Origin of the sequence: Sphingomonas sp. NBWT7 (assembly GCF_014217605.1) — a bacterium.
Classification (GTDB): domain Bacteria; phylum Pseudomonadota; class Alphaproteobacteria; order Sphingomonadales; family Sphingomonadaceae; genus Sphingomonas.
This window is the reverse complement of the sequence record NZ_CP043639.1, coordinates 711,759-732,574: the sequence shown is the minus strand read 5'-3', so window position 1 is coordinate 732,574 and position 20,816 is coordinate 711,759. Positions and strand designations below refer to the sequence as shown.

Genomic DNA, 20,816 nt, shown 5'->3' with positions numbered 1-20,816 from the left:
GTGCCGTTGCGTTACCCCGCCGACGAAGCTCGAAAAGGGGAGCAAGTGATGGCCGATACCGAAGATACACCGCCCGCGGACACGCCCAAGCCGCGTGCCCGCCGCGCGCCGCGCAAGACGAGCCCGGCGAAGTCCGCTACGGCATCGTCTGCCGGCACGCCTTCGGCCAGCGCGCCGAAATCGCGCCGCAAGCCCGCCGCAGCCGCCGCGTCCGGTACGGCATCGACGACCAAGAAGACCGCTGTGGCGCCGCCCAAGCCCCGGTCGAGCAAGCGCGCAACCCCCGCCCCCAAGCGCCCGAGCCGCCCGAAAGCGGCTGCCACTCCCGAGAAGGGCGCCGGCTGGAAAAACAAGGCGGCGATCGCCGGTGGGCTAGCAGCAGTGGGCGCGGCGGCGACGGCGGCGCTCCTGTCGCTGCGCGGTTCGACCCCGCGATCGTCCACCGCGGGTAAGAATGGCGACAAAGCCAAGCCTGTTGATAACACCGCCGGTCAGGCCCACACGCCCGACGGCACCGACGCCACCAAGTCGTTCAACGCCGGAATCGCCGACGAGAACACGATCCCGGAGTGAGCGGCGATACGTTTACCGATGGTCCAAGGGGCGCCGGCGCTGGTTCGGCGCCCCTTCGCGTGTCCGCTTACCAGCCGCTTGGCTTACCTTTGTTCTGCTGATCGAGCCACGCCTTCAACGGCGCGAAATAGGCAACCATCGACTTGCCCGACATCTCGCGCGAGCCGGTGAATGCCTGCAACGCGTCTGGCCATGGCTTCGACTGGCCCATCTTGAGCATCGCGTCGAGCTTCGCGCCCACCGCCTTGTTGCCGTAGAACGAGCAGCGGTGGAGCGGCCCCTTCCAGCCTGCCTGCCGGCACGCCGCTTCGTAGAACTGGAACTGCAGCAGCCGTGCAAGGAAGTATCGCGTGTAGGGTGTCGACGCCGGCACGTGATATTTGGCGCCGGGATCGAACTTGGTCTCGTCGCGCGCAACGGGCGGCACGATACCCTGGTACTGCAGGCGCAGCTTGTCCCAGCCCGCCTGCATCTGCCCCTCGGGGATCGCGCCGGAGAACACCTGCCAGCGCCACTTGTCGACCAGCAGGCCGAACGGCAGGAACGCCACCTTGTCCATCGCCTGGCGCAGCAACAGCCCGATATCCTTGTCCGCCGCCGGCACCTTGGCGGGATCGAGCAGGTTGATCTTCACCAAATAATCGGGCGTGATCGACAGCGCGACGAAATCGCCGATCGCTTCATGGAAACCGTCATTCGCGCCGTTCTTGTAGAGGAACGGCTGCTGGTTGTAGGCGCGCTGATAGTAATTGTGGCCGAGTTCGTGGTGGATCGTCACGAAGTCGTCGGCATTCACCTTGGTGCACATCTTGATGCGGATGTCGTCGACATTGTCGACGTCCCACGCGCTGGCGTGGCAAATCACCTCGCGGTCGGCGGGCTTCACGATCTGCGATCGCTGCCAGAAGGTTTCGGGCAGCGGCTTGAAGCCGAGCGAGGAATAGAAGCCCTCGCCCGTCTTCACCATTTTGATCGGATCGTACTGCTTCGCCTTCAGCAGGTCGCCGATGTCGTAGCCGAGATCGCCGGCGCCGGCTGGTGCGACCACATCATAGATGTTGCCCCATTCCTGCGCCCACATGTTGCCCAGTAGATCGGCGCGGATCGGCCCCGTCTTCGGCTGGACGGCATCGCCATATTTCTCGTTGAGCTTGGCGCGGACGTAGGTGTGCAGCGCCTTGTAGAGCGGCTCCACCTCACCCCACAGCTTGTCGGTCAGTGCGGCGAAATCGTCGGGCTTCATGTCGTAGCCTGCGCGCCACAGCGCGCCGGTGTCCTTGTAGCCAAGTCCGACCGCGCCCTCGTTGGCAAGCTTCGCCATGCGGGCATAGTCGCCGCGCATCGGCGCGCCGACATTGTCGTGCCAGCTGACCCACATCTCCTTCAGCTTGGCGGGATCGCGGCTGTCACCCATCGCAGCCTCGATATCGGAGCCGTTGATCGGCTTGCCGTCGAGCGTTCCGCGCCCCTTGCCATAGGCGGAGGACATCCGCGTCGTCAGCGTCGACAGCTCCTCCGCCGCGCCGGGGCGGTTCGGCGCGGGCAGCGTGATGCCGCTGGCAAGGATCATCAGCTTGCGCTCGGTATCCGCCGACAGGCCGGGCACCGCGCGATATTTCGCCGCTTCGGTCGCCAGCGCGACCTGTCGTTCGGTGAAGCGCCCGCCGGCCTTGGCGGCGAGCGCGTCGGTATCGTCGGTGATGTAGGTCGCGTTGACCCAGCTGATCTGCGCGAGCTCGACGCTGGTGTCGGCGAATTCCTTCTCCGCCGCGGCGACGAAGGCGTCGGCCTGCGCCGCGGTGACAGGCGCGGCGGCGCGAGTCGCTTCGGGCGGCTGCGCCTGCCCCTGCGCTTGTTGCTGCCCCTGGGCCGTCGCGGAATGCGCGGCAAGTGCCGCCGCGAGCGCGGCGACCGATACGATGTGACGCTTCATGAAGAACCTCGGTGTGGCGTTATGCCGACACACTGGAACCGCCGCGATCGGCGGTCAACCCGCGAGGAACGTCGCGATCGCCTGCCCCAGTTCTGGCTTGACCACCGCGCTCATGTGGTTTCCCGGCACTTCGACCAGCGCGGCGTCGGACAGATGCGCCGCCAGCGCCGCAGCGGAACCGTTATCGTCGTCGTCGACGCCGTTGACGACCACCGCCGGCTGGTCGAACCCGGCGACGACGTCGGGCGGCGTCGATACGAACGTGTCGATGACGCCGAGCAGCGCGACCGGATCACCGCCGGTCGTCTTCAGGAACGCTTCCGCCAGCCACGCCGGGCTGCCGCGCTCGTGCTTGCTAAGGTTGGTGAGGATGTGGCGGAAATGTCCGGCGCGGCGCTCCGCCATCGTCAATCCCTCCAGCCCCATGCCCGAGAAGACGATGCGGCGCGGCGTTGCCCCCGTCGCCAGCATCCGCGCGGTCGTGCGCGCGCCGAGCGAGTAGCCGCCGAGATCATAATCCTCGAGCCCGAGGTGCGCGACGAGCGCGTGGCCGTCGCGCGCCAGCGCATCGGGCGGATAGCTCGCCGGATCGTGCGGCTTGGCGCTCGCGCCATGTCCGCGCAGGTCGGGCATGATGACGCGGAAGCCCTTGGCCGCCACGGCCGCCGCATGGCCGTAGCGGATCCAGTTCGTGTCCGCGTCGGAGAAATAGCCGTGAATGAGGATGACGGGGCGCCCCGCCCCCATTTCCTGCCAGGCGAGCTCGACGCCGTCGAAGCTCGCGAACACATGCTTTTCGGTCGGGAAGTCTGCCACAGGCCTCGATCCAGCGTTTGTTGGCCGCCACATTCTAGTCGCGACGCGTCCGTGGCAAGTCTCGCGTTTCGATCCAGGCTTTGTACCTGTTATCCGCGGCGTAGTGGTGCGTCGGACGGAGGTGCGACAGATCGTCGAAGCTGCCGACGGTGATGCTGACGTTCTCAGCGTCGGCCAGGAACGCGAGGCCCAGCGGCGTGCCGCACTGCGCGCAGAACGGGTGCCGAGTGATCGGCCAAGACTAATACTAATCGGGCCCGGTCTCCCAGACGGGCGCGCCGGCCTGGTTGCTGTTGAACACGTTAGAAACGTTCCGGGCCGCGCACTGACACATGCGGGAACGGCAAAAGTAATCGTCAACATCGGCCGCCTCGGCGGTCGCGCCCGCGGCCGCATAGGCAGCCGCCCGTTACCACGCCCAGCGCCGCTGTCCGTTCTGCCTGCCACGCGCAAAGCCCCACCACGTCAAACACCTTTCCATCGATAAGCGTGCTTATTATATGCGGGCGCATGACAGATACTTTCGGCTTTTTGCTCAGCGATACCGCGCGCCTTCTGCGGCGCAGGTTCGACGAGCGCGCGCGGCAGCACGGCGCTACGCGCGCGCAGTGGAAGGCGCTGCTAGGCATCAGCCGGCACGAGGGGATCAATCAGGGCGGGCTGGCCGATCTGCTCGAGGTCGAGCCTATAACGTTGTGCCGCCTGATCGATCGGATGCAGGATGCCGGCCTGGTCGAGCGGCGCCGCGACCCGAACGATCGCCGCGCATGGCAGTTGTTCCTCACCGCCAAGGCGCATCCCGTGATCGAGGAACTGCGCGCGACCGCGAGCGATCTGACCGACCAGACGCTTCGCGGTATCCCCGCCGCGAAGGTCGATGAGATGACGATGCTGCTCAATCGTATTCGCGAAAACCTGCTCGATCCGGTCGACGCGATGGAGGCTGCCAATGGCTGATGCCGATCCCGCCCGCGAATTCGTCGCGGACAAGCCGATGACGCTCGATCCCGTCGCTCCCGCCACGTCGCCACCGCGCCGGCGCTGGCTGCGGCTCGCGCTCATGTTCGCGATACCGATCCTGATCGCGGCACTCGGCGGTTATTTCTATCTCGCGTCGGGTCGCTACATTTCGACCGACAACGCCTATGTGCAGCAGGACATGGTCTCGGTCAGCCCCGACGTGTCGGGACGGATCGTCGCGGTGAACGTGCGCGAGAACCAGCGGGTAAAGGCAGGCGACGTCCTGTTTCGCATCGATCCCGAGCCCTATCGCATCGCGCTCGCGCAGGCCGACGCCGATCTCGCCACCGCGCGGGTCCAGGTCGCGACGATGGCGACCGACACGGGCAGCGCCGCCGCCGACATCCAGAGCGCGCGCGCCGAACTGACGCTCGCGCAGGCGACCTATGCGCGGCAGGACGCGCTGATGAAGCGCGGCTTCACGACGCGCGCCAGTTTCGACGCCGCGGTTCAGGATGTCGCGGCGGCGCGGGCGAAGATCGCGACCGCCGAGGCGTCAGCCGCCCGCGCGCGGCAGCAGCTCGGCTCGGGCGGCGGCACGGGTCAGCCTGCCGCAATCCAGGTCGCGCTGGCGAAGCGTGAGAAGGCCGCGTTCGATCTCGCGCGCACCACCGTTCGCGCGCCCAAGGACGGCGTCGTCAGCCAGACCAGCCGGCTGCAGATCGGCAACATCACGCCCTCGGGCGTTCCGGCGCTCAGCCTTGTCGTTAGCGACGCGGCGTGGGTCGAGGCGAACTTCAAGGAGACCGATCTCGATCACATGCGCGTCGGCCAGCCTGCCAAGCTCACGCTCGACGCCTATCCCGGCATGACGGTGCGCGGACGCGTCCAGTCGATCGGTGCCGGCACGGGAAGTGAATTCTCGGTGCTTCCGGCGCAGAACGCCAACGGCAATTGGGTCAAGGTGACGCAGCGCGTGCCGGTGCGCATCGCGATCGAGGGCAAGCCCGCGCGGCCGCTGATCGCCGGCCTGTCGACCGACGTAAAGATCGACACCGGGGCTCGCTGACATGGCGAGCGCCGCCGCGCCCTCCGCCGCGTCGCGCGCGGCGACGCCAGCCGCCCCCGCGCCGGGGCAGCCACTGCTCGCGACCACAAACCGCGGGCTGCTGACGATCGGCATCATGGGCGCGATGATCATGCAGATCCTCGACACCACGATCGCCAACGTCGCGCTGCCGCACATGCAGACCAGCCTTAGCGCGACCGTCGACACCGTCACCTGGGTGCTGACGAGCTACATCGTTGCCACCGCGATCGCGCTGCCCGCGACCGGCTGGCTGTCCGACCGGTTCGGCAGCCGCAATCTGTTCCTCGTCGCGGTGGGCGGCTTCATCGTCGCTTCGATGCTCTGCGGTATCGCCACCAGCCTCGAGGAGATGGTGGTGTTCCGCGTCTTTCAGGGGGTGTTCGCCGCGTTCATCAACCCGCTTTCGCAAACCTCGATGCTCGATATCAACCCGCCTGAGCGCGCGGCGAAGGCGATGGGCGTGTGGGGCATGGGCGTCATGGTCGGACCGATCATGGGCCCGGTGCTCGGCGGCTGGCTGACCGAGAGCTACAATTGGCGCTGGGTGTTCTACGTCAACGTGCCGGTCGGCATCCTCACCTTCGCGATCCTATGGTTCCTGCTGCCGAGCCGCCCCAAGGCGCGGCGATCGTTCGATCTCGCCGGCTTCGTCTATCTCGGCGTCGCGGTCGCGGCGTTCCAGCTGATGCTCGACCGCGGGCAGAGCGAAGACTGGTTCGACAGTTGGGAGGTGATCGTCGAGGCGCTGCTCGCACTCGCCTTCACCTGGATGGCAATCGTCCACTTCGCCACTGCGCGACGGCCGCTGTTCGACCGGGCGCTGTTCCACAATCGCAATCTCGTCACCGGGCTGTTCTTCATGCTCGTCGTCGGCATCTCGACGATGGCACCGATGGCGTTGCTGCCGCCGATGCTGCAGAATTTGTTCGGCTATCCGGTGGTCGATACCGGGATGATGATGGCGCCGCGCGGCGTCGGCGTGCTTTTCACCATGTGGCTCGCCGGGCAGTTGATGGGCAAGGTCGATACGCGGCTCGTCATCATGACCGGCCTCGTCATCTTTGCGATCTCACTGCGGCAGATGGCAAGCTACTCGCTCGAGATGGATTACTGGCCGGTCGTCACGGCAGGCTTCGTCCAGGGCCTCGGCATGGGGCTCGTCTTCATGCCGCTCAACGCGCTCGCCTTCGCGACGCTCGACGGCAAGTACCGCACCGACGGGGCAAGCCTGCTCAACCTGTTCCGCTCGATCGGCCAGTCCGCCGGCATCTCGATGGTTACCGTGCTGCTCGCGCGCAACATCCAGACGAGCCACGCCGATCTGTCGCAGCACGTGACGCGCAACGTCGTCGCAGGTCTCGACCTAGGCCAGCTCGACCGGTTCGGCTCACTTGCCGACGCGGCGGTCTCGTTCGCCGATGGGATGGTCAACAAGCAGGCGGCGATGATCGCTTATCTCGACGATTTCTACCTGATGAGCTGGATCTCGTTCGCCGCGGTGCCGCTAGTGCTCCTGCTCCAGAAGCCCAAGGGCAAGGTCGAGGTCGTCCATAGCGAGTAGCGCGGGTGCCGCCGCCGCTGCGGCACCGCACCCCGCCCTATTCCCCTCGAGTGTCAGTCGCCCTTCTGCAGATGCCGCCGCCCCAGCAGCTCGGCGATCTGCACCGCGTTGAGCGCCGCGCCCTTGCGCAGATTGTCGCTGACGCACCACAGAGCGATGCCGTTGTCGACGGTGGAATCGTCGCGCACGCGGCTGACGTAGGTCGCATACTCGCCGACGCACTCGATCGGCGTCACGTACCCGCCGTCCTCGCGTTTATCGACCAGCATGATACCCGGCGCCTCGCGCAGGATCTTCTGCGCGTCCTCCGCCGACAGCTCGTTCTCGAACTCGATGTTGATCGCCTCGGAATGGCCGACGAACACCGGCACGCGCACGCACGTTGCCGTCACCTTGATCTTCGGATCGAGGATCTTCTTCGTCTCGACCACCATCTTCCACTCTTCCTTGGTCGATCCGTCCTCAAGGAAGCTGTCGATGTGCGGGATCACGTTGAATGCGATCTGCTTGGTGAACTTCTTGGGCTCGGCCGGGTCGCCGACGAAGATGTTGCGGCTCTGCTCGAACAGCTCGTCCATCCCCTGCTTGCCCGCTCCCGATACCGACTGATAGGTCGAGACGACGACGCGCGTGATCTTTGCCGCATCGTGCAGCGGCTTCAACGCGACGACCATCTGCGCGGTCGAGCAATTGGGATTGGCGATGATGTTGCGCGCGCGGTAGCCATCGATCGCCTCCGGATTCACCTCGGGCACGATCAGCGGCACGTCCGGATCCATCCGGTAGAGCGACGAATTGTCGATCACGGTGCAGCCCGCCGCGGCGAACCTGGGCGCATAGACCTTCGTCGCCTCGCTGCCGATCGCGAACAGCGCGATGTCCCAGCCGGCGGGATCGAAATGCTCGATGTTCTGCACTTTGAGCATCTTGCCGCTGTCGCCATATTCGACCTGCTCGCCGACCGAGCGCGACGAGGCGAGCAGCGCGATTTCGTCCGCCGGAAATTCGCGATCGGCGAGGATGTTGACCATCTCTCGCCCGACATTGCCCGTCGCGCCTGCGACCACCACCCGGTAACCCATCGAACCCGTCCTTCACTCAGATCGTGCGCGGCCTTACCGCCGCCGCGGCGGCCGTGCCAACAAGCTTTACTTCGCGCCCTTCGCCTTCACGTGGCGATCGAGAAATTCGAGCATCGTCGTCCATGGATGGATGTCACGCGCCGCGCCGTGCGCCTTGCCCGGATAGAGCATCATCTCGAACGGCCGGTTGGCCCCCTGCATCCGCGCCGCAAACGCGGTGCTGTTGTCGAGGAACACGTTGTCGTCCGCCATGCCGTGCATCAGCAGCAGCGGATCGCTGACCTTGGCCGCATCGGGCAGCGCGCTCGACGCGGCATAGGCCGCCGCGTCGCGCGTCGGATCGCCCATGTAGCGTTCGGTATAATGCGTGTCGTACAGCGCCCAATCGGTAACCGGCGCACCGGAAATGCCCGCCGCGAAGACGCCGGGATGCGCCTCGAGCATCTTCAGCGTCATATAGCCGCCATACGACCAGCCATAGGTCGCGATCCGGCTCGCATCGACGAACGGCAGCGTCTTCAGATACGCCGCACCCGCCAGCTGATCGTCGACCTCGACCGATCCCATCGCATGCCAGATCGCGTCCTCGAACGCCTTGCCGCGATTGGCCGAGCCGCGATTGTCGACCTGGAAGAAAATCCAGCCCTGCTGCACCAGATACTGGCGCAGCGGCATCGTGCCCGGCCAGTCGCGTGCGACGTCCTGGCTATGCGGCCCGCCATAGTGCTGGAAAAAAACGGGGTAGCGCCGCCCCTTCTCCATCACCGGCGTGATCATCTGCCAATGCAGCGTCGTGCCGTCCTTGGCCTTGATCGTTCCGAACTGCGTCGGCCGATGCGCTGTGACATAGGGGGCGTAGGGATGCACTCCGGTAAGCGAGTTCTCGTTGATCCACGACAGTCGTTTGCCGCTCGCATCGGCCAGATAGGTCTGCTTGGGCTGATCCGGGTTCGAGCGCGAGAGGATGAAGCGCGTGCCCGTGGCATCCGCGGTCGCGCCGGTGAGCCACCAGCCAGGCTCGGTTAGCCGCGTGATCGCTTCCGGCCTATCGAGGTCGAGCGCGTAGAGGTGGCGTTCGAGCACGCCGTCGCGGTTGCCGGTGAAGAACAGCCGGCCCGTCTGCTCGTCGATCGCGACCAGCTGCTCGACCGACCAGTCACCCTTCGTCAATTGCGTCCAGGTGCCTGCTTTCCAGCGGTAAAGATGGCCGAAACCATCGCGTTCGGAGCGCCAGATGAAGCTGCCGTCGCGCAGTGCGCGATACGCGTCGGTGAGGTTGACCCAGCTCTTCTCGCCCGCCCGCTCGGTGAACATCACCGTCGTCTTGCCGGTCGCCGGATCGACGCGCAGCATGTCGAGCATCCGCTGGTCGCGCGACTGGCGCTGGACGAGCAGCGCCGACCCGTCGGGCAGCCAATCGACGCGCGCCAGATAGATGTCGCGGTTCGGCCCCAGATCGACCTTCACCTGCCCGCTGCCGTCGGGCTTGGAAATGAAAAGATCGACCAGCACGTTCGCCGCGCCGGCCGCTGGATAGCGCTGCTGATAGATGCTCGTCCCCGCCGCGCCGATCGATGCGCGGGTGAACACCTGCACCGGTGCCTCGTCAAAGCGCTCGACGGCGATCAGGCGATCGTCGGGCGACCACCAATAGCCCGTGCGCCGTCCCATCTCCTCCTGCGCGACGAACTCCGCTTCGCCGAAATGTACCGTGCCACCGCCGCCGGTAGTGATCGCGCGCGCTTCGCCGCCGTCGGCGCCACGCACCCATAGATTCTGGTCGCGCACAAAGCTCACCTGCCCGCCGCGCGGGCTGATCACCGGGTTGAGCGCGCCCTTGGTGCCTTCGAGCTTGCGTACCGCGCCGTCGAGCGTCGCGACGAACAGCTCGCCGTCGATCGGCACCAGAATCGTCCGGCCATCGGGCGACCAATCGTAGTCGAGGATGCCGACCTTGCCGGTCTTCGAACGGTCGCGCTCGCGCTGCATCTTCTCCGCTTCGGAGAGCTCCGCCCCGCTGCCGATCTTGCGCGAATCGACCAGCATCCGCGACGCGCCGGTGCGCGTGTCGGTCGCCCAAAGGTCGAAGCGGTTGCGCTCATCGGCGCGCGGCCGCACCGACGTCAGCAGCGTGCCGTCGGGCGACAGGCGCAGCGCCTGCGGCTGGTCGCCGTTCAGGTCCGGGCTCGCGAACACGCGTTCCAGCGTCAGCCCGGCCGCTGCCCCGGCCGAGCGCTTGATCCCTGGCTCAGCCACCGCGCCGTTCGCCCAGATCGCCAGCCCCGCCCCGATCACTGCCACCCATATCCGCATTCACTCGTCCCGGCTGATGTGAAGGTTCGGGGGGTTAGCTGGAGACGCGCGCGGGCGCAAAGCGCGTCTTCGGGTGACACGCGTCCGGCGAGCCGGCAAGGTACCGCGATGCTGCGCCGCCTTCGCGTTCGCCACGATCTGCACCTGCGCCGCCGCAGCCGCCTGCCCGATTGGGCGAGCCTCGCGCTGCGCGTTGCGCTGGCGCTGGCGCTCGTCAGTATCGCGCTTGGCGGGCACTGGCTCGATCGCGAGGGGCTGCGCGATAATATCGACGGCCACATCAGCTTCACCGACGTGCTCTATTTCACCATGATCACCGTCACCACGGTCGGCTACGGCGATATCGTGCCCGTCACCGACAGCGCGCGGATGTTCGACACGTTCGTGGTGACGCCGATCCGCCTGTTCGTGTGGCTCATCTTTCTGGGGACCGCTTATGATTTCCTGCTCAGACGCACGTGGCAGCGGTGGCGCATGTCGGTGATCCAGCGGCAATTGACCAATCACGTCGTCATCGCCGGCTACGGCAGCAGCGGCACCGAGGCGCTGCGCGAGCTCATCCGCCGCGGCGTTGACCCAGCGACGATCGTCGTCGTCGACCGCAGCCGCGACGCGCTCGACCATGCCGAGGAAAGCGGCGCGGTGGTGCTCGACGGAGACGCGACGCGCGACGCGACGCTCGAGGCCGCGCGCATCGCGCAGGCCGGCACGCTGATGGTCGCCGCGGGACGCGACGATACGACGATCCTGATCGTTCTCACCGCCCGCCGCCTGTCGGAAAAGGTGCGCATCAGCGCGGTGATCCGGTCCGACGACAACGAGCCGCTCGCGCGCCAGGCAGGCGCGGACGTCGTCATCAATCCGGCGAGCTTCGCCGGCCTCCTCCTCGCCGGCTCGACCGACGGGCCGCATGTCGCCGATTACCTCACCGACCTTGCCGCCGCCTACGGCCGCGTCGCCTTGCGCGAGCGCGACGCGACACCCGACGATGTCGGCCGCCCGCTCACCGGGCTGGCCACGGGGCTCGGCGTGCGCCTGTTCCGCGCCGGTCGCTGCATCGGCTACGATCAGCCCGAGGCAGCGCGCGTCGAGCCCGGCGACCGTATCGTCGAGATCGTCCGCGGCGCCGCCATCACCTGAGCCGCAAAAGAGAAGGGCGCCGGCGGTTTCCCGCCAACGCCCTCCGTTATCCGGCGATCGTCTGTCCGATCACTCGGCGGCAACGGCAGCCTTCGGACGGTTGTCGCGGCGCTCGGCGATACGCGCCGACTTGCCGGTCCGGCCACGCAGATAATAGAGCTTCGCACGACGCACGGCGCCCTTGCGGACAACCTCGATCGAATCGATATTCGGCGAATAGAGCGGGAAAACGCGCTCGACACCTTCGCCGAACGAGATCTTGCGCACCGTGAACGAGGAACCCATGCCCTTGTTCGCGCGCGCGATGCACACGCCCTCGTAGTTCTGGACGCGGGTACGCTCACCCTCGACCACCTTCACGCCGACCTTCAGCGTGTCGCCGGGGCGGAATTCCGGATGCTTCTTGTTCGCGGTCAGCTTCGCGATCTGCTCGGCTTCGAGCGTCTGGATCAGGTTCATGTCAACTCAGTCCCGTTCGTCGCTGCGCGCCAGAGGGCGGTCGACCCGAGCGCCGACATGGCGCTCCCACAGGTCCGGCCGCCGTAGCCGTGTATCGTCCTCCGCCCGGCGCTGGCGCCAGGCGGCGATCTTCGCATGATCCCCCGATCGCAGCACTTCGGGGATCGTGCGCCCTTCCCACTGTTGCGGTCGGGTATAATGCGGATATTCGAGGAGGCCGCTCTCGTAGCTTTCCTCGATCCCGCTTGAAGCGGCGCCCATTACGCCGGGCAGCAGCCGAACGCAAGCGTCGAGCAGGACCAGCGCAGCGGTCTCGCCGCCCGACAGGATATAGTCGCCGATCGTCACTTCCTCGATCGCGCGCGCCTCGAAGATCCGCTCGTCGAAGCCCTCGAACCGGCCGCACAGGATGATCGCGCCGGGCCCCGATGCCAGGTCGCGCACGCGCGCCTGGTGCAGCGGCCGCCCGCGCGGCGTCATCGCCAATATGGGGCGCCCCGCCCCTTGCGCATCGACCGCCGCCGCGACGATATCGGCGCGCAATACCATGCCCGCGCCGCCGCCGGCCGGCGTATCGTCGACGGTGCGGTGCCGATCGGTGGCGAAATCACGGATATTGACCGCGTCGAGCGACCAGCGTCGCTCGGCAAGCGCGCGCCCCGCGATGGCGTGGCCGAGCGGCCCGGGGAACATCTCGGGATACAGCGTCAGGACAGTCGCGGCGAAGGTCACTGCGGCGCGGCCTCGAACGACAGCACCTGCAGGCTCAGCGCCGGCGTCGGCGCGCGCTGCACCCGCCCCGTCACCGTGCCGCGCTCGCACGACCAGCGGAACCGACCCTCCATCGCCGAGACAGGCGCGATCGGCGCATCGGTACGACACATGCCGACCTTTTGTTTGAGCTCCGCGAGATCGTGCCGCCGCCGCGCGAGGTCGCGATCGAGCGCGACATTCTCCGCCAGCGGTGCCGCGTCGAGGCTACCCGTCCGCCACACCTGCTGCGCGACACCGTAGGCACGCGCCAGGTCGGGCGAGACAGGTATCGTCCGATCGACCGCCAGCCCGGCCTCGCGCAGCATCAGCAACACCTGTAAGACCGGCTGCGACGGCGCCGCATAGGTGCGGTTGGCGAAGGCGAACACGCCCACCCCGGCATCGGGCAGCAGCATCACGATCGATCCATAGCCGGGATAGCCGCCGCTGTGCTGGACGATGCGCCCACGATTGCAATCCTCCACCACCGACCAGCCCATCGCATAGGCGTTCGGCGCGCGGCAGATGCTGCCGTCCGCCCGGCGGCGTTCCTGCACGGTGACGAAGTTCGATCCCTCGACGATCTCGCGCAGCGTCGCACGCTTCACCGGTCCCGCATCGGCGCCGTCGCGTGCTGGCCAGCCCGACAAGAGATAGGCGACCCAGCGCCAGTAATCGTTCGCGCTGGTCTGCACGCCGCCCATCGCACCGAACGTGCCGTCCGCCATGTCCGGCTCGCGCACCCACTGCTCGTCCTGCCAGCGATAGCCGAGTGCCCGCACATCCTGCGCGCCGCGCAGCACGTCATAGCCCGTCGCCGTCATGCCGAGCGGCGTCATGATCGCGCCGCGGATATAATCCTGGTAGCGCTGGCCGGAAACGTTGCTGACGATCCGGCCGAGCGTTGCATAGCCGAAGTTGGAATATTCCATTCTCAGCCCCGGTGCCTGCGCGAAGGGCACGCCCGCCTTCAGCATCGCGGTGAAGCCAGCCTCTGACAGCGGCTGCTGCCGATCGCCCCATGGGTTGTCCTCGACGAAGCCCGCCGTGTGATGCAGCAAGTCGGCGACCCGCACGCGCCGGCTGTCCGTCGTCGGATAGCGCCAGCCGCGCATCTCGGGCACGTACGTCTCCGCCGGCGCCTCCAGCGACACGCGTCCCTCGTCGCGCAGCTTCAGGATCGCGAGCGCGGTGAACGCCTTTGACATCGATGCGATGCGGAACAGGCTGTCCGCCGTCACCGGCCGTTTGCTTTCGGTGTCCTGCTCTCCCAACCCGCGCACTAGCACGAGCTGTCCGTCCTTGACGATGCCGTAGACCAAGCCGGGCACGTGCGCTTCGCGCATCCACGCGTCGAACGCCGCCGTCACCCGCGGCTCGATCGCCTGCATCGACGCGGCGCCTGGCGCGGCAGGCGTCTTTGTCGCTGCCACTGGCGATTGCGCCGCGACCGGCGTCGCGATCATCAGGGCGGCAGTCAGTGCGCGGATCATTGGCATCCCCTTCTACGCCAGTCGGGTTAGCCGCGCCCCACCCGGCGTCAACCGCGGAACGCGCGCACCGCGATCACCGCCGCGGGCACGCCGATCACCGCGCTCGCCATCACGCCGTAGAACCAGAACATGCAGATCGCGAAGATCGTCATGCCGAAGCTACCGCCGTGCGTCTGCGGCGTACGTTGCGCGAATTGCAGCGCGATCAGCAGCGCAGCGACGATCGCGGTGACGATCGGGAAGGCAGCAGCCGACAGCAGCACCTGACCAATAGTAGACGCCGCTATCCCTTGGCCGACGATCAGATACGCGGCCCCGGCGGTCGTGCCCGCCACTGCAGCTATGGTCATCAACAGCCAGATCACCCGTTGCCCCCTGGTTCGGAACCACTCGCCGCGGCGAACGTCCCGCTGCGCATGAAGGATTGCATCATCATCGGCGGCGGCCCGGCCGGGCTCACCGCAGCCATCTATCTGACGCGTTTCCACCTCGATGTCGCGTTGTTCGACAACGGGTCGAGTCGCGCTGCGCTGATTCCGTGCACGCACAACCACGCCGGCTATCCGGGCGGGATCAGCGGCCGCGATCTCCTCGCGCGCATGGGCGAGCAGGCGCGCACCTTCGGCCTCCATCGCCGCCTGCTGACGGTGACGGCGATCGAGCCGTCGGACGACGCCTATACCGTTCGCGCTGGTAAGGAACGGTTCGAGACGCGAACGATCCTGCTCGCGACCGGCGTCGTCAACAATCGCCCGAAGATGGACGATCCGCTGCACGACGCCGCGCTCGCGGCCGGCAAGCTGCGCTACTGCCCGATCTGCGATGGCTACGAGGTGACCGATCGTCGCGTCGGCGTGATCGGCACCGGGCAGCATGGCATGAAGGAGGCAATCTTCCTGCGCGGCTTTACGCGCGACGTGACGCTGATCGCGCCCGACGCCGAGCATATGCTCGACCCCGAATGCGCCGCCGCGCTCGACGCCGCGGGCGTGACGCGCGTCGACGGGCCGTGCGGCGGCTATGCAATCGAGGATGATCGGCTGGCGCTCGATACCGCGCGCGGGCGGATGGCGTTCGACAGCGTCTATCCCGCGCTCGGCTCACACATCCGCTCCGAGCTCGCGTTAGCCGCCGGCGCGCGCGGTACCGACGATGGCTGCATCGTCACCGACGAGCATCAGCGCACGACGCTGCCTGGCCTCTACGCCGCTGGGGATGTGGTGCGCGGGCTCGATCAGATTAGCCACGCGATGGGGCAAGCCGGGGTTGCGGCGACGACGATACGCAACGATCTCGCCGATCGCCGACCGCTGCGGCGCTGATATCGCTCAATCCGCCGCGAAGGCCGCGGCTACGACGATGCGGTCGGTATTCCACTCCGGAACCGCCTGCGGCGACATCGGCACCATGAAGCGCTTGCCACCCGGCCGCTCGATCTCGATCACGTCGCCGGCACCGAAATTCTCGACCGCGACGACTTCGCCGAGCGTATCCCCCGCGTCGGAGATCGCCGACAGGCCGAGCAGGTCGGCGTGATAATATTCGCCCTCCGCCAGCGGGGGCAGCGACGCGCGTGGCACCGTCAATTCGGTCCCACGCAGCGCCTCCGCCGCGGTGCGGTCGCTGATCTCCGCGAAGCGCGCGATATTGCCGCGCACGGTGCGCAACGTCAGCGCCCCGTCATTGAATGTGTCGAACGCCGCGATATCGTCGGCGAAGAGCTTCAACTTCACCTCGCCGGCGATGCCGTGCGCGCCGGCAACCGCCGCGACGACGACGCGCGTCCTATCCCTCGGGAGAGTTCTCGTCTCCGGCGGGGGTGTCGTCGGCGCCTTCGACCGGTTCGGTCGCGGAGACACCTTCGTTGCTGGCGACTTTCTGCTCGTCGTCATTCGCGGTCCGGGGATCGGGATCATTGGTCATGGCGTATTCCTTCCAATCAAAGCAACGCGCCATGACCCGATCGGATGCTTACTCGGCCGACGCGTCCGCCGTCTGGGCCTCGCTCGACGCACCGTCATTGCTCGTTTCGGCGGCCGCTTCCTGCTGCGCCTTCAGCTTCTCGGCGCGCTCCTCGGCGCGCTCCTTGGCCTTCTCGCCCGGCTCGGCCTTCTTCGGGTTGTTGCGCGCCGGACGCTCCTTCACGCCGGCGAGATCGAGGAAGCGCGCGACGCGATCGGTCGGCTGCGCGCCGACGCCCAGCCAGTGCTTCGCACGATCCGAATCGAGCACGATGCGCTGCGCGTCGTCCTTCGCCAGCAGCGGATTGTAGTTGCCGATCTTCTCGATGAATTTGCCGTCACGCGGGCTGCGCGCATCGGCAACGACGATGCGGTAGTAGGGACGCTTCTTGGAGCCACCACGCGACAGACGAATGCTGAGTGCCATTGTATTCTCTTCCTTCCAAATAGATGAAAACGTTACTTCTTGAACTTCGGAAAACCTGGCGGAAGCCCGCCGCCGGGAAGCCCTGGCAGCCCGCCGCCCGCCTTGCCCAGCATCTCGCCGAGTTCCGGGCCGCCGATCGCATTGCCGATCCCGCCCATGCCGCCGCCCGGCCCGCCCTTGCCCAGCATCGCGAGCATGCCCTTGAGGCCGCCCATCTTGCGGATCTTCTTCATCGCGGTGGACATTTCCTGGTGCATCTTGAGCAGCTTGTTGACGTCCTGCACCGTCGTGCCGCTGCCCTTGGCGATGCGAATCTTGCGCTTGGCATTGATCAGCTCGGGCTTCGATCGCTCCTTCTGCGTCATCGACGTGATCATCGCGTCCATGCGCAGCAGGATGCGCTCGTCGACCGCGCCCGACGCCATCGCCGCCTGCGCCTTTTTCATCCCCGGCATCATGCCGGCAAGCGCGCCGAGCCCACCCATGCGGCGCATCTGCGCCAGCTGGCTGCGCAGATCGTCGAGGTCGAACTGCCCCTTGGACAGTTTCGCCGCCATCCGCTCGGCGTCTTCCTGTTGGATCGACTCGGCGGCCCGCTCAACGAGGCTGACGACGTCGCCCATGCCCAGGATACGGCCCGCGACACGCTCCGCATGGAACGCCTCCAGCGCGTCCATCTTCTCGCCCGTGCCCGCGAACTTGATCGGCTTGCCCGTCACCGCCCGCATTGAAAGCGCCGCGCCGCCACGCGCATCGCCGTCCATCCGCGTCAGCACGACGCCCGTCAGCGGCACCTGCTCGGAGAAATTCTGCGCGACGTTGACGGCGTCCTGACCGGTCAGGCTGTCGACGACGAGCAGGATTTCCTGCGGCCGGGAAATCTCCGCGACTGCCTTCATCTCGTCCATCAGCGCCTGATCGACGTGCAGGCGCCCCGCCGTGTCGAGCATCAGCACGTCGAAGCCCTGCAGCTTCGCCGCCTGCAACGCGCGCCGCGCGATATCCACCGGCTGCTGCCCGGCAATGATCGGCAGAGTCTGCACGTCGACCTGCGTGCCAAGCGTCGCCAGCTGTTCCTGCGCGTTCGGGCGATTGACGTCGAGCGACGCCATCAGCACCTTCTTGCGATCGCGCGCACCGCCGCCGCCCAGCACCGTTTGCCCGGCCGACAGGCGCTTGGCGATCTTGGCCGTCGTCGTCGTCTTGCCCGACCCTTGGAGGCCGACCATCATGATGACGGCGGGGGGCGTCACGCCGAGGTTCAGTTCGGCGGCCTGCGGATCCTCGCCGCCGAGCATCGCGATCAGCGCGTCGTTGACGATCTTGACGACCTGCTGCCCCGGCGTGACCGAGCGCAGCACGTTCTGGCCGATCGCCTTCTCGGTCGCCTCGTCGACGAACTTGCGCGCGACGGGCAGCGCCACGTCCGCCTCGAGCAGCGCGATGCGCACCTCGCGCATCGCCTGGCGCACGTCCGCTTCCGTCAGCGCGCCACGACCGCGCAGACGGTCGAACACGCCGCCAAGACGATCGCTCAGGCTGTCGAACATCGTATCAAACTCCATCTTCCCGCGCCAAACGCAAAAGCGCCGGCGGGCGAAACCTCGCCGGCCAGCGTGCACCACGTGGGCGCTTTCCTTCAGCGTTCAACACGGAACGTGGCGCGGTCCCTACGTCAATCGCCCGCCCAGGGCAACCCACCGCGCTCTTAACGCCTTCTACACTCCCGCCGCGCACTGCTTCGTCGGTGTGGAGGCAAACCTGATGCAGCGCGGCAACCGCAAGCCCGACGACGCACGCACCGCGCGACGCGCGACGGCGACGACGCTCGTCACCGGCGCCGCGATCCTGCTCTTCGTTGCAATCGCCGGCACGTTGGGAAGCACGCTCGTGCGGCAATGGTTCGGTGGCACCGAAGCGCTCGATCGATCCCTGTTGATCGCGCTGATGCTCAACATCGCGCTGATCCTGATCGGCTGGCGGCGGCATCGCGACTTCGTCCGCGCGCTCGAACAGCACGTCGAAAGCAACGAACGCGTCCGCATGCTCAGCACACGCGACCCGCTGACCGGCTTCCTCAACCGCCGCAGTTTGCTGGAGGACGGGGCGGCGCTGCTCCAGGAAGCGGCGCGCCGCGGCCAAGCGGTGGCGCTGCTGCTGATTGATCTCGATCGCTTCAAGACGATCAACGACCTTCATGGCCACGCCGCCGGAGACGCGGTCCTGACACGCGTCGCGGCGGACATCGCCTCGGCACTGCCCGCCGCCGCGCTTGCTGCGCGGCTTGGCGGCGACGAATTCGCCTGCGCCCTCGTCTTCGATCCGCGGCAGCCTTCGGTGGTGCAGCGCATCGCCGAGGATCTCGTCAGCCGGCTCGCCGGACCGGCGCAGGTCGCCGGCACCGCGATTCATGTCTCCGCCTCGATCGGAATCGCGCGCTCGGATCTCGAACGCGGCTCGATCGATGCACTGATGCGCGCCGCCGACATCGCGATGTACGCCGCCAAGGACGGCGGGCGGAACCGCTACGTCTGGTTCGATCCTGCGATGGCGCACGCGCTGCATGTCCGCAACGAGCTCGAAAACGGCCTGCGTCACGCGATTCCCGCCGGGCACATCGTGCCGTATTTCGAGCAGCAGATCGATCTGGCCACCGGCCGCCTACACGGCTTCGAAGTGCTCGCGCGTTGGGAGCATCCCGTTCACGGCACGATCGCGCCCGATCGCTTCATTCCCATCGCCGAGCAGACCGGGCTCATCGCCGATCTGTCGCTATCGATCATGCGCCAAGCGTTCGTCGCCGCGCGCGACTGGGCCCCCGAGCTGTCGCTCGCGATCAACGTCTCTCCGCTTCAACTGCGCGACGCCTGGCTGCCGCAGAAGATTATCAAGCTGCTGCTCGAAACCGGCTTTCCGGCCCAGCGTCTGGAGATCGAGGTGACGGAGAGCGCCTTGTTTGAAAACCTCGCGCTTGCCCAATCGATCGTCGGCAGCCTTAAGAACCAGGGCATCCGCATCGCGCTCGACGATTTCGGCACCGGCTATTCCAGCCTCGCGCACCTGCGCGCGCTGCCGTTCGATCGCATCAAGATCGACAAGAGCTTCGTCCAGGCGGTCGCCGACAACGCCGACAGCGCGGCGATCGTTGATGCGATCACCAGCCTCGGCGCGAGCCTCAACCTGCCCGTCACGGCGGAAGGCATCGAGGACAAGGAGATCGAGGAGCGGATGCGCGCGCTCGGCTGCGCGCGCGGCCAGGGCTATCTCTATGGTCGGCCGATGAGCGGCGCGAACGCCCGCCGGCTGCTCGCCGAGCGCCGCCTGCTCGGGAACGTGCCGGCGCCGACCGCCACCGACCGGCGCCTCGCAGGCTAGTTGCGCGGCGGCTGCCGACGGTAGCTCAACGCCTCACCGATGTGGATGCGCGTAACGGCGTCGCTACCCGCCATGTCGGCGATCGTCCGCGCGACGCGCAGGATGCGCGTGTAGCCGCGCGCCGACAGCCGCATCGTCTCGGCCGCCTGCGCCAGCAGCGCGCGACCCGCATCGTCTGGCGTCGCCACCGCCTCGAGCAGTTCGCCTTCCGCTTCCGCGTTGGTCCTTACTGTGTGATTGCGGTATCGTTCGGCCTGCATCGCGCGCACCGCTGCCACGCGCGCCGCCACGTCGGCGGAGCCCTCGCTTGGCGGCGGCAGCATCAGATCGGCGGCGCTCACCGCCTGCACTTCGACGTGCAGGTCGATGCGATCGAGCAGCGGCCCCGACACCTTGGCCTGATAGTCGGCGGCGCATTTCGGCGCGCGCGCGCAGGCGAGCCCCGGATCGCCGAGATAGCCGCAGCGGCACGGGTTCATCGCGGCGACGAGCTGGACGCGTGCCGGAAAGGTGACGTGCGCATTCGCCCGCGCAACGCTGACGCTGCCCGATTCGAGCGGCTGGCGCAGCGAATCGAGCACTGCGCGCTAAAACTCCGGCAGCTCGTCGAGGAACAGCACCCCTAGATGCGCGAGGCTTACCTCGCCCGGCCGCACCTTCAGCCCGCCGCCGGTCAGCGCCGCCATCGATGCCGAATGATGCGGCGCACGAAACGGCCGCGTTCGTGTCAGCCTCCCACCGTCGAGCGTGCCAGCGACCGACTGCACCATCGACACCTCGAGCGCCTCGCCGGGATCGAGCGGCGGCAGGATACCCGGCAGGCACGACGCCATCAGCGATTTGCCGGCCCCCGGTGGCCCGATCATCAACAGGTGCGATA

The 20,816-nt window shown here is 67.3% G+C and carries 19 protein-coding genes and 1 pseudogene; 7 read left to right on the top strand and 13 right to left on the bottom strand.

Going from position 1 to position 20,816, the window contains the following annotated elements; all coding sequences use genetic code 11:
• Positions 1–48: 48 nt before the first annotated feature.
• A complete protein-coding gene (locus tag F1C10_RS03645) occupies positions 49–573 on the top strand; it encodes a hypothetical protein (RefSeq protein ID WP_185208895.1) in 525 nt (174 codons plus the stop codon).
• Between the two features lie 67 nt (positions 574–640).
• On the opposite strand, the gene F1C10_RS03640 is transcribed toward F1C10_RS03645, so the two are convergent.
• Together F1C10_RS03640 and F1C10_RS03635 are read right to left on the bottom strand one after the other, a co-directional pair.
• Positions 641–2,506 carry a M2 family metallopeptidase gene (locus F1C10_RS03640; RefSeq protein WP_185208893.1) on the bottom strand — a complete coding sequence of 622 codons (1,866 nt, stop codon included), beginning with the start codon at positions 2,504–2,506 and terminating at the stop codon, positions 641–643.
• A gap of 54 nt (positions 2,507–2,560) precedes the next feature.
• Positions 2,561–3,322, bottom strand: a complete 762-nt coding sequence (locus F1C10_RS03635; protein WP_258043043.1) for an alpha/beta fold hydrolase — start codon at positions 3,320–3,322, stop codon at positions 2,561–2,563.
• A 510-nt stretch (positions 3,323–3,832) separates the two neighbouring features.
• Between F1C10_RS03635 and F1C10_RS03625 the strand changes: the two genes are divergently transcribed.
• From F1C10_RS03625 to F1C10_RS03615, 3 genes are read left to right on the top strand one after another with little or no spacing between them, the layout of a single operon-like run.
• Positions 3,833–4,279 carry a MarR family winged helix-turn-helix transcriptional regulator gene (locus F1C10_RS03625; RefSeq protein WP_185208889.1) on the top strand — a complete coding sequence of 149 codons (447 nt, stop codon included), beginning with the start codon at positions 3,833–3,835 and terminating at the stop codon, positions 4,277–4,279.
• Positions 4,272–5,351: an HlyD family secretion protein gene (locus F1C10_RS03620; RefSeq protein ID WP_185208887.1), complete on the top strand. Its 1,080-nt coding sequence runs from the start codon at positions 4,272–4,274 to the stop codon at positions 5,349–5,351. Before F1C10_RS03625 ends, F1C10_RS03620 begins: the two co-directional genes overlap by 8 nt.
• 1 nt (position 5,352) lies before the next feature.
• Positions 5,353–6,933, top strand: coding sequence for a DHA2 family efflux MFS transporter permease subunit (locus F1C10_RS03615; protein WP_185208885.1), 1,581 nt, complete (start codon positions 5,353–5,355; stop codon positions 6,931–6,933).
• 53 nt (positions 6,934–6,986) lie between these two features.
• On the opposite strand, the gene F1C10_RS03610 is transcribed toward F1C10_RS03615, so the two are convergent.
• Entirely contained in the window at positions 6,987–8,015 is a 1,029-nt protein-coding gene (locus tag F1C10_RS03610; protein WP_085809563.1) for an aspartate-semialdehyde dehydrogenase, read from the bottom strand.
• 66 nt (positions 8,016–8,081) lie between these two features.
• Positions 8,082–10,328 (bottom strand): S9 family peptidase, encoded by a 2,247-nt coding sequence (locus F1C10_RS03605; protein ID WP_185208883.1) that lies wholly within the window; start codon positions 10,326–10,328, stop codon positions 8,082–8,084.
• A gap of 108 nt (positions 10,329–10,436) precedes the next feature.
• Here F1C10_RS03605 and F1C10_RS03600 point away from each other — a divergent pair, with 108 nt between their 5' ends.
• Positions 10,437–11,468: a TrkA family potassium uptake protein gene (locus F1C10_RS03600; RefSeq protein ID WP_185208881.1), complete on the top strand. Its 1,032-nt coding sequence runs from the start codon at positions 10,437–10,439 to the stop codon at positions 11,466–11,468.
• Between the two features lie 69 nt (positions 11,469–11,537).
• On the opposite strand, the gene rplS is transcribed toward F1C10_RS03600, so the two are convergent.
• From rplS to F1C10_RS03580, 4 genes are read right to left on the bottom strand one after another with little or no spacing between them, the layout of a single operon-like run.
• A complete protein-coding gene (gene rplS / locus F1C10_RS03595) occupies positions 11,538–11,927 on the bottom strand; it encodes a 50S ribosomal protein L19 (protein WP_085809560.1) in 390 nt (129 codons plus the stop codon).
• 6 nt (positions 11,928–11,933) lie between these two features.
• Positions 11,934–12,659 carry a tRNA (guanosine(37)-N1)-methyltransferase TrmD gene (gene trmD / locus F1C10_RS03590; protein ID WP_185208879.1) on the bottom strand — a complete coding sequence of 242 codons (726 nt, stop codon included), beginning with the start codon at positions 12,657–12,659 and terminating at the stop codon, positions 11,934–11,936.
• The gene (locus F1C10_RS03585; protein WP_185208877.1) at positions 12,656–14,173 is read right to left on the bottom strand and encodes a serine hydrolase; all 1,518 of its coding nucleotides are present in this window, start codon (positions 14,171–14,173) and stop codon (positions 12,656–12,658) included. The genes trmD and F1C10_RS03585 overlap by 4 nt, the downstream gene beginning before the upstream one ends.
• A 47-nt stretch (positions 14,174–14,220) precedes the next feature.
• Positions 14,221–14,523 (bottom strand): hypothetical protein, encoded by a 303-nt coding sequence (locus F1C10_RS03580; RefSeq protein ID WP_185208875.1) that lies wholly within the window; start codon positions 14,521–14,523, stop codon positions 14,221–14,223.
• Between the two features lie 66 nt (positions 14,524–14,589).
• Between F1C10_RS03580 and F1C10_RS03575 the strand changes: the two genes are divergently transcribed.
• Positions 14,590–15,495 (top strand): NAD(P)/FAD-dependent oxidoreductase, encoded by a 906-nt coding sequence (locus tag F1C10_RS03575; protein WP_185210052.1) that lies wholly within the window; start codon positions 14,590–14,592, stop codon positions 15,493–15,495.
• Between the two features lie 6 nt (positions 15,496–15,501).
• Here F1C10_RS03575 and rimM read toward each other — a convergent pair whose 3' ends face one another.
• Genes rimM through ffh form a run of 4 tightly spaced genes read right to left on the bottom strand, consistent with a single transcriptional unit; the run spans position 15,502 to position 18,111 of the window.
• The gene (gene rimM, locus F1C10_RS03570) at positions 15,502–15,906 is read right to left on the bottom strand and encodes a ribosome maturation factor RimM (RefSeq protein ID WP_258043042.1); all 405 of its coding nucleotides are present in this window, start codon (positions 15,904–15,906) and stop codon (positions 15,502–15,504) included.
• Positions 15,907–15,958: 52 nt separating this feature from the next.
• On the bottom strand, positions 15,959–16,096 hold the full coding sequence (locus tag F1C10_RS16645) for a hypothetical protein (protein WP_258043041.1): 138 nt from the start codon (positions 16,094–16,096) through the stop codon (positions 15,959–15,961).
• A 48-nt stretch (positions 16,097–16,144) separates the two neighbouring features.
• Complete coding sequence (gene rpsP, locus F1C10_RS03565; RefSeq protein WP_185208871.1) at positions 16,145–16,561, bottom strand: 30S ribosomal protein S16; 417 nt, start codon at positions 16,559–16,561, stop codon at positions 16,145–16,147.
• Positions 16,562–16,593: 32 nt separating this feature from the next.
• Complete coding sequence (gene ffh, locus F1C10_RS03560; RefSeq protein WP_185208869.1) at positions 16,594–18,111, bottom strand: signal recognition particle protein; 1,518 nt, start codon at positions 18,109–18,111, stop codon at positions 16,594–16,596.
• Between the two features lie 214 nt (positions 18,112–18,325).
• On the opposite strand from ffh, the gene F1C10_RS03555 reads away from it, so the two are divergent.
• Positions 18,326–19,936, top strand: a complete 1,611-nt coding sequence (locus F1C10_RS03555) for a bifunctional diguanylate cyclase/phosphodiesterase (protein WP_185208867.1) — start codon at positions 18,326–18,328, stop codon at positions 19,934–19,936.
• On the opposite strand, the pseudogene F1C10_RS03550 reads toward F1C10_RS03555, so the two are convergent.
• Positions 19,933–20,811, bottom strand: a pseudogene (locus F1C10_RS03550) (YifB family Mg chelatase-like AAA ATPase); the annotation flags it as partial. The gene F1C10_RS03555 and the pseudogene F1C10_RS03550 overlap by 4 nt on opposite strands.
• Between the last annotated feature and the right edge of the window lie 5 nt (positions 20,812–20,816).

What these genes read in the sequence shown, in the direction of transcription:
- F1C10_RS03645 (WP_185208895.1), top strand. Translation starts at nt 49, where the DNA reads ATGGCCGATACCGAAGATACACCGCCCGCGGACACGCCCAAGCCGCGT.
- F1C10_RS03640 (WP_185208893.1), bottom strand. Translation starts at nt 2,506, where the DNA reads ATGAAGCGTCACATCGTATCGGTCGCCGCGCTCGCGGCGGCACTTGCC.
- F1C10_RS03625 (WP_185208889.1), top strand. Translation starts at nt 3,833, where the DNA reads ATGACAGATACTTTCGGCTTTTTGCTCAGCGATACCGCGCGCCTTCTG.
- F1C10_RS03620 (WP_185208887.1), top strand. Translation starts at nt 4,272, where the DNA reads ATGGCTGATGCCGATCCCGCCCGCGAATTCGTCGCGGACAAGCCGATG.
- F1C10_RS03615 (WP_185208885.1), top strand. Translation starts at nt 5,353, where the DNA reads ATGGCGAGCGCCGCCGCGCCCTCCGCCGCGTCGCGCGCGGCGACGCCA.
- F1C10_RS03610 (WP_085809563.1), bottom strand. Translation starts at nt 8,015, where the DNA reads ATGGGTTACCGGGTGGTGGTCGCAGGCGCGACGGGCAATGTCGGGCGA.
- F1C10_RS03605 (WP_185208883.1), bottom strand. Translation starts at nt 10,328, where the DNA reads ATGCGGATATGGGTGGCAGTGATCGGGGCGGGGCTGGCGATCTGGGCG.
- F1C10_RS03600 (WP_185208881.1), top strand. Translation starts at nt 10,437, where the DNA reads ATGCTGCGCCGCCTTCGCGTTCGCCACGATCTGCACCTGCGCCGCCGC.
- rplS (WP_085809560.1), bottom strand. Translation starts at nt 11,927, where the DNA reads ATGAACCTGATCCAGACGCTCGAAGCCGAGCAGATCGCGAAGCTGACC.
- F1C10_RS03585 (WP_185208877.1), bottom strand. Translation starts at nt 14,173, where the DNA reads ATGATCCGCGCACTGACTGCCGCCCTGATGATCGCGACGCCGGTCGCG.
- F1C10_RS03580 (WP_185208875.1), bottom strand. Translation starts at nt 14,523, where the DNA reads ATGACCATAGCTGCAGTGGCGGGCACGACCGCCGGGGCCGCGTATCTG.
- F1C10_RS03575 (WP_185210052.1), top strand. Translation starts at nt 14,590, where the DNA reads ATGAAGGATTGCATCATCATCGGCGGCGGCCCGGCCGGGCTCACCGCA.
- F1C10_RS16645 (WP_258043041.1), bottom strand. Translation starts at nt 16,096, where the DNA reads ATGACCAATGATCCCGATCCCCGGACCGCGAATGACGACGAGCAGAAA.
- rpsP (WP_185208871.1), bottom strand. Translation starts at nt 16,561, where the DNA reads ATGGCACTCAGCATTCGTCTGTCGCGTGGTGGCTCCAAGAAGCGTCCC.
- ffh (WP_185208869.1), bottom strand. Translation starts at nt 18,111, where the DNA reads ATGTTCGACAGCCTGAGCGATCGTCTTGGCGGCGTGTTCGACCGTCTG.
- F1C10_RS03555 (WP_185208867.1), top strand. Translation starts at nt 18,326, where the DNA reads ATGCAGCGCGGCAACCGCAAGCCCGACGACGCACGCACCGCGCGACGC.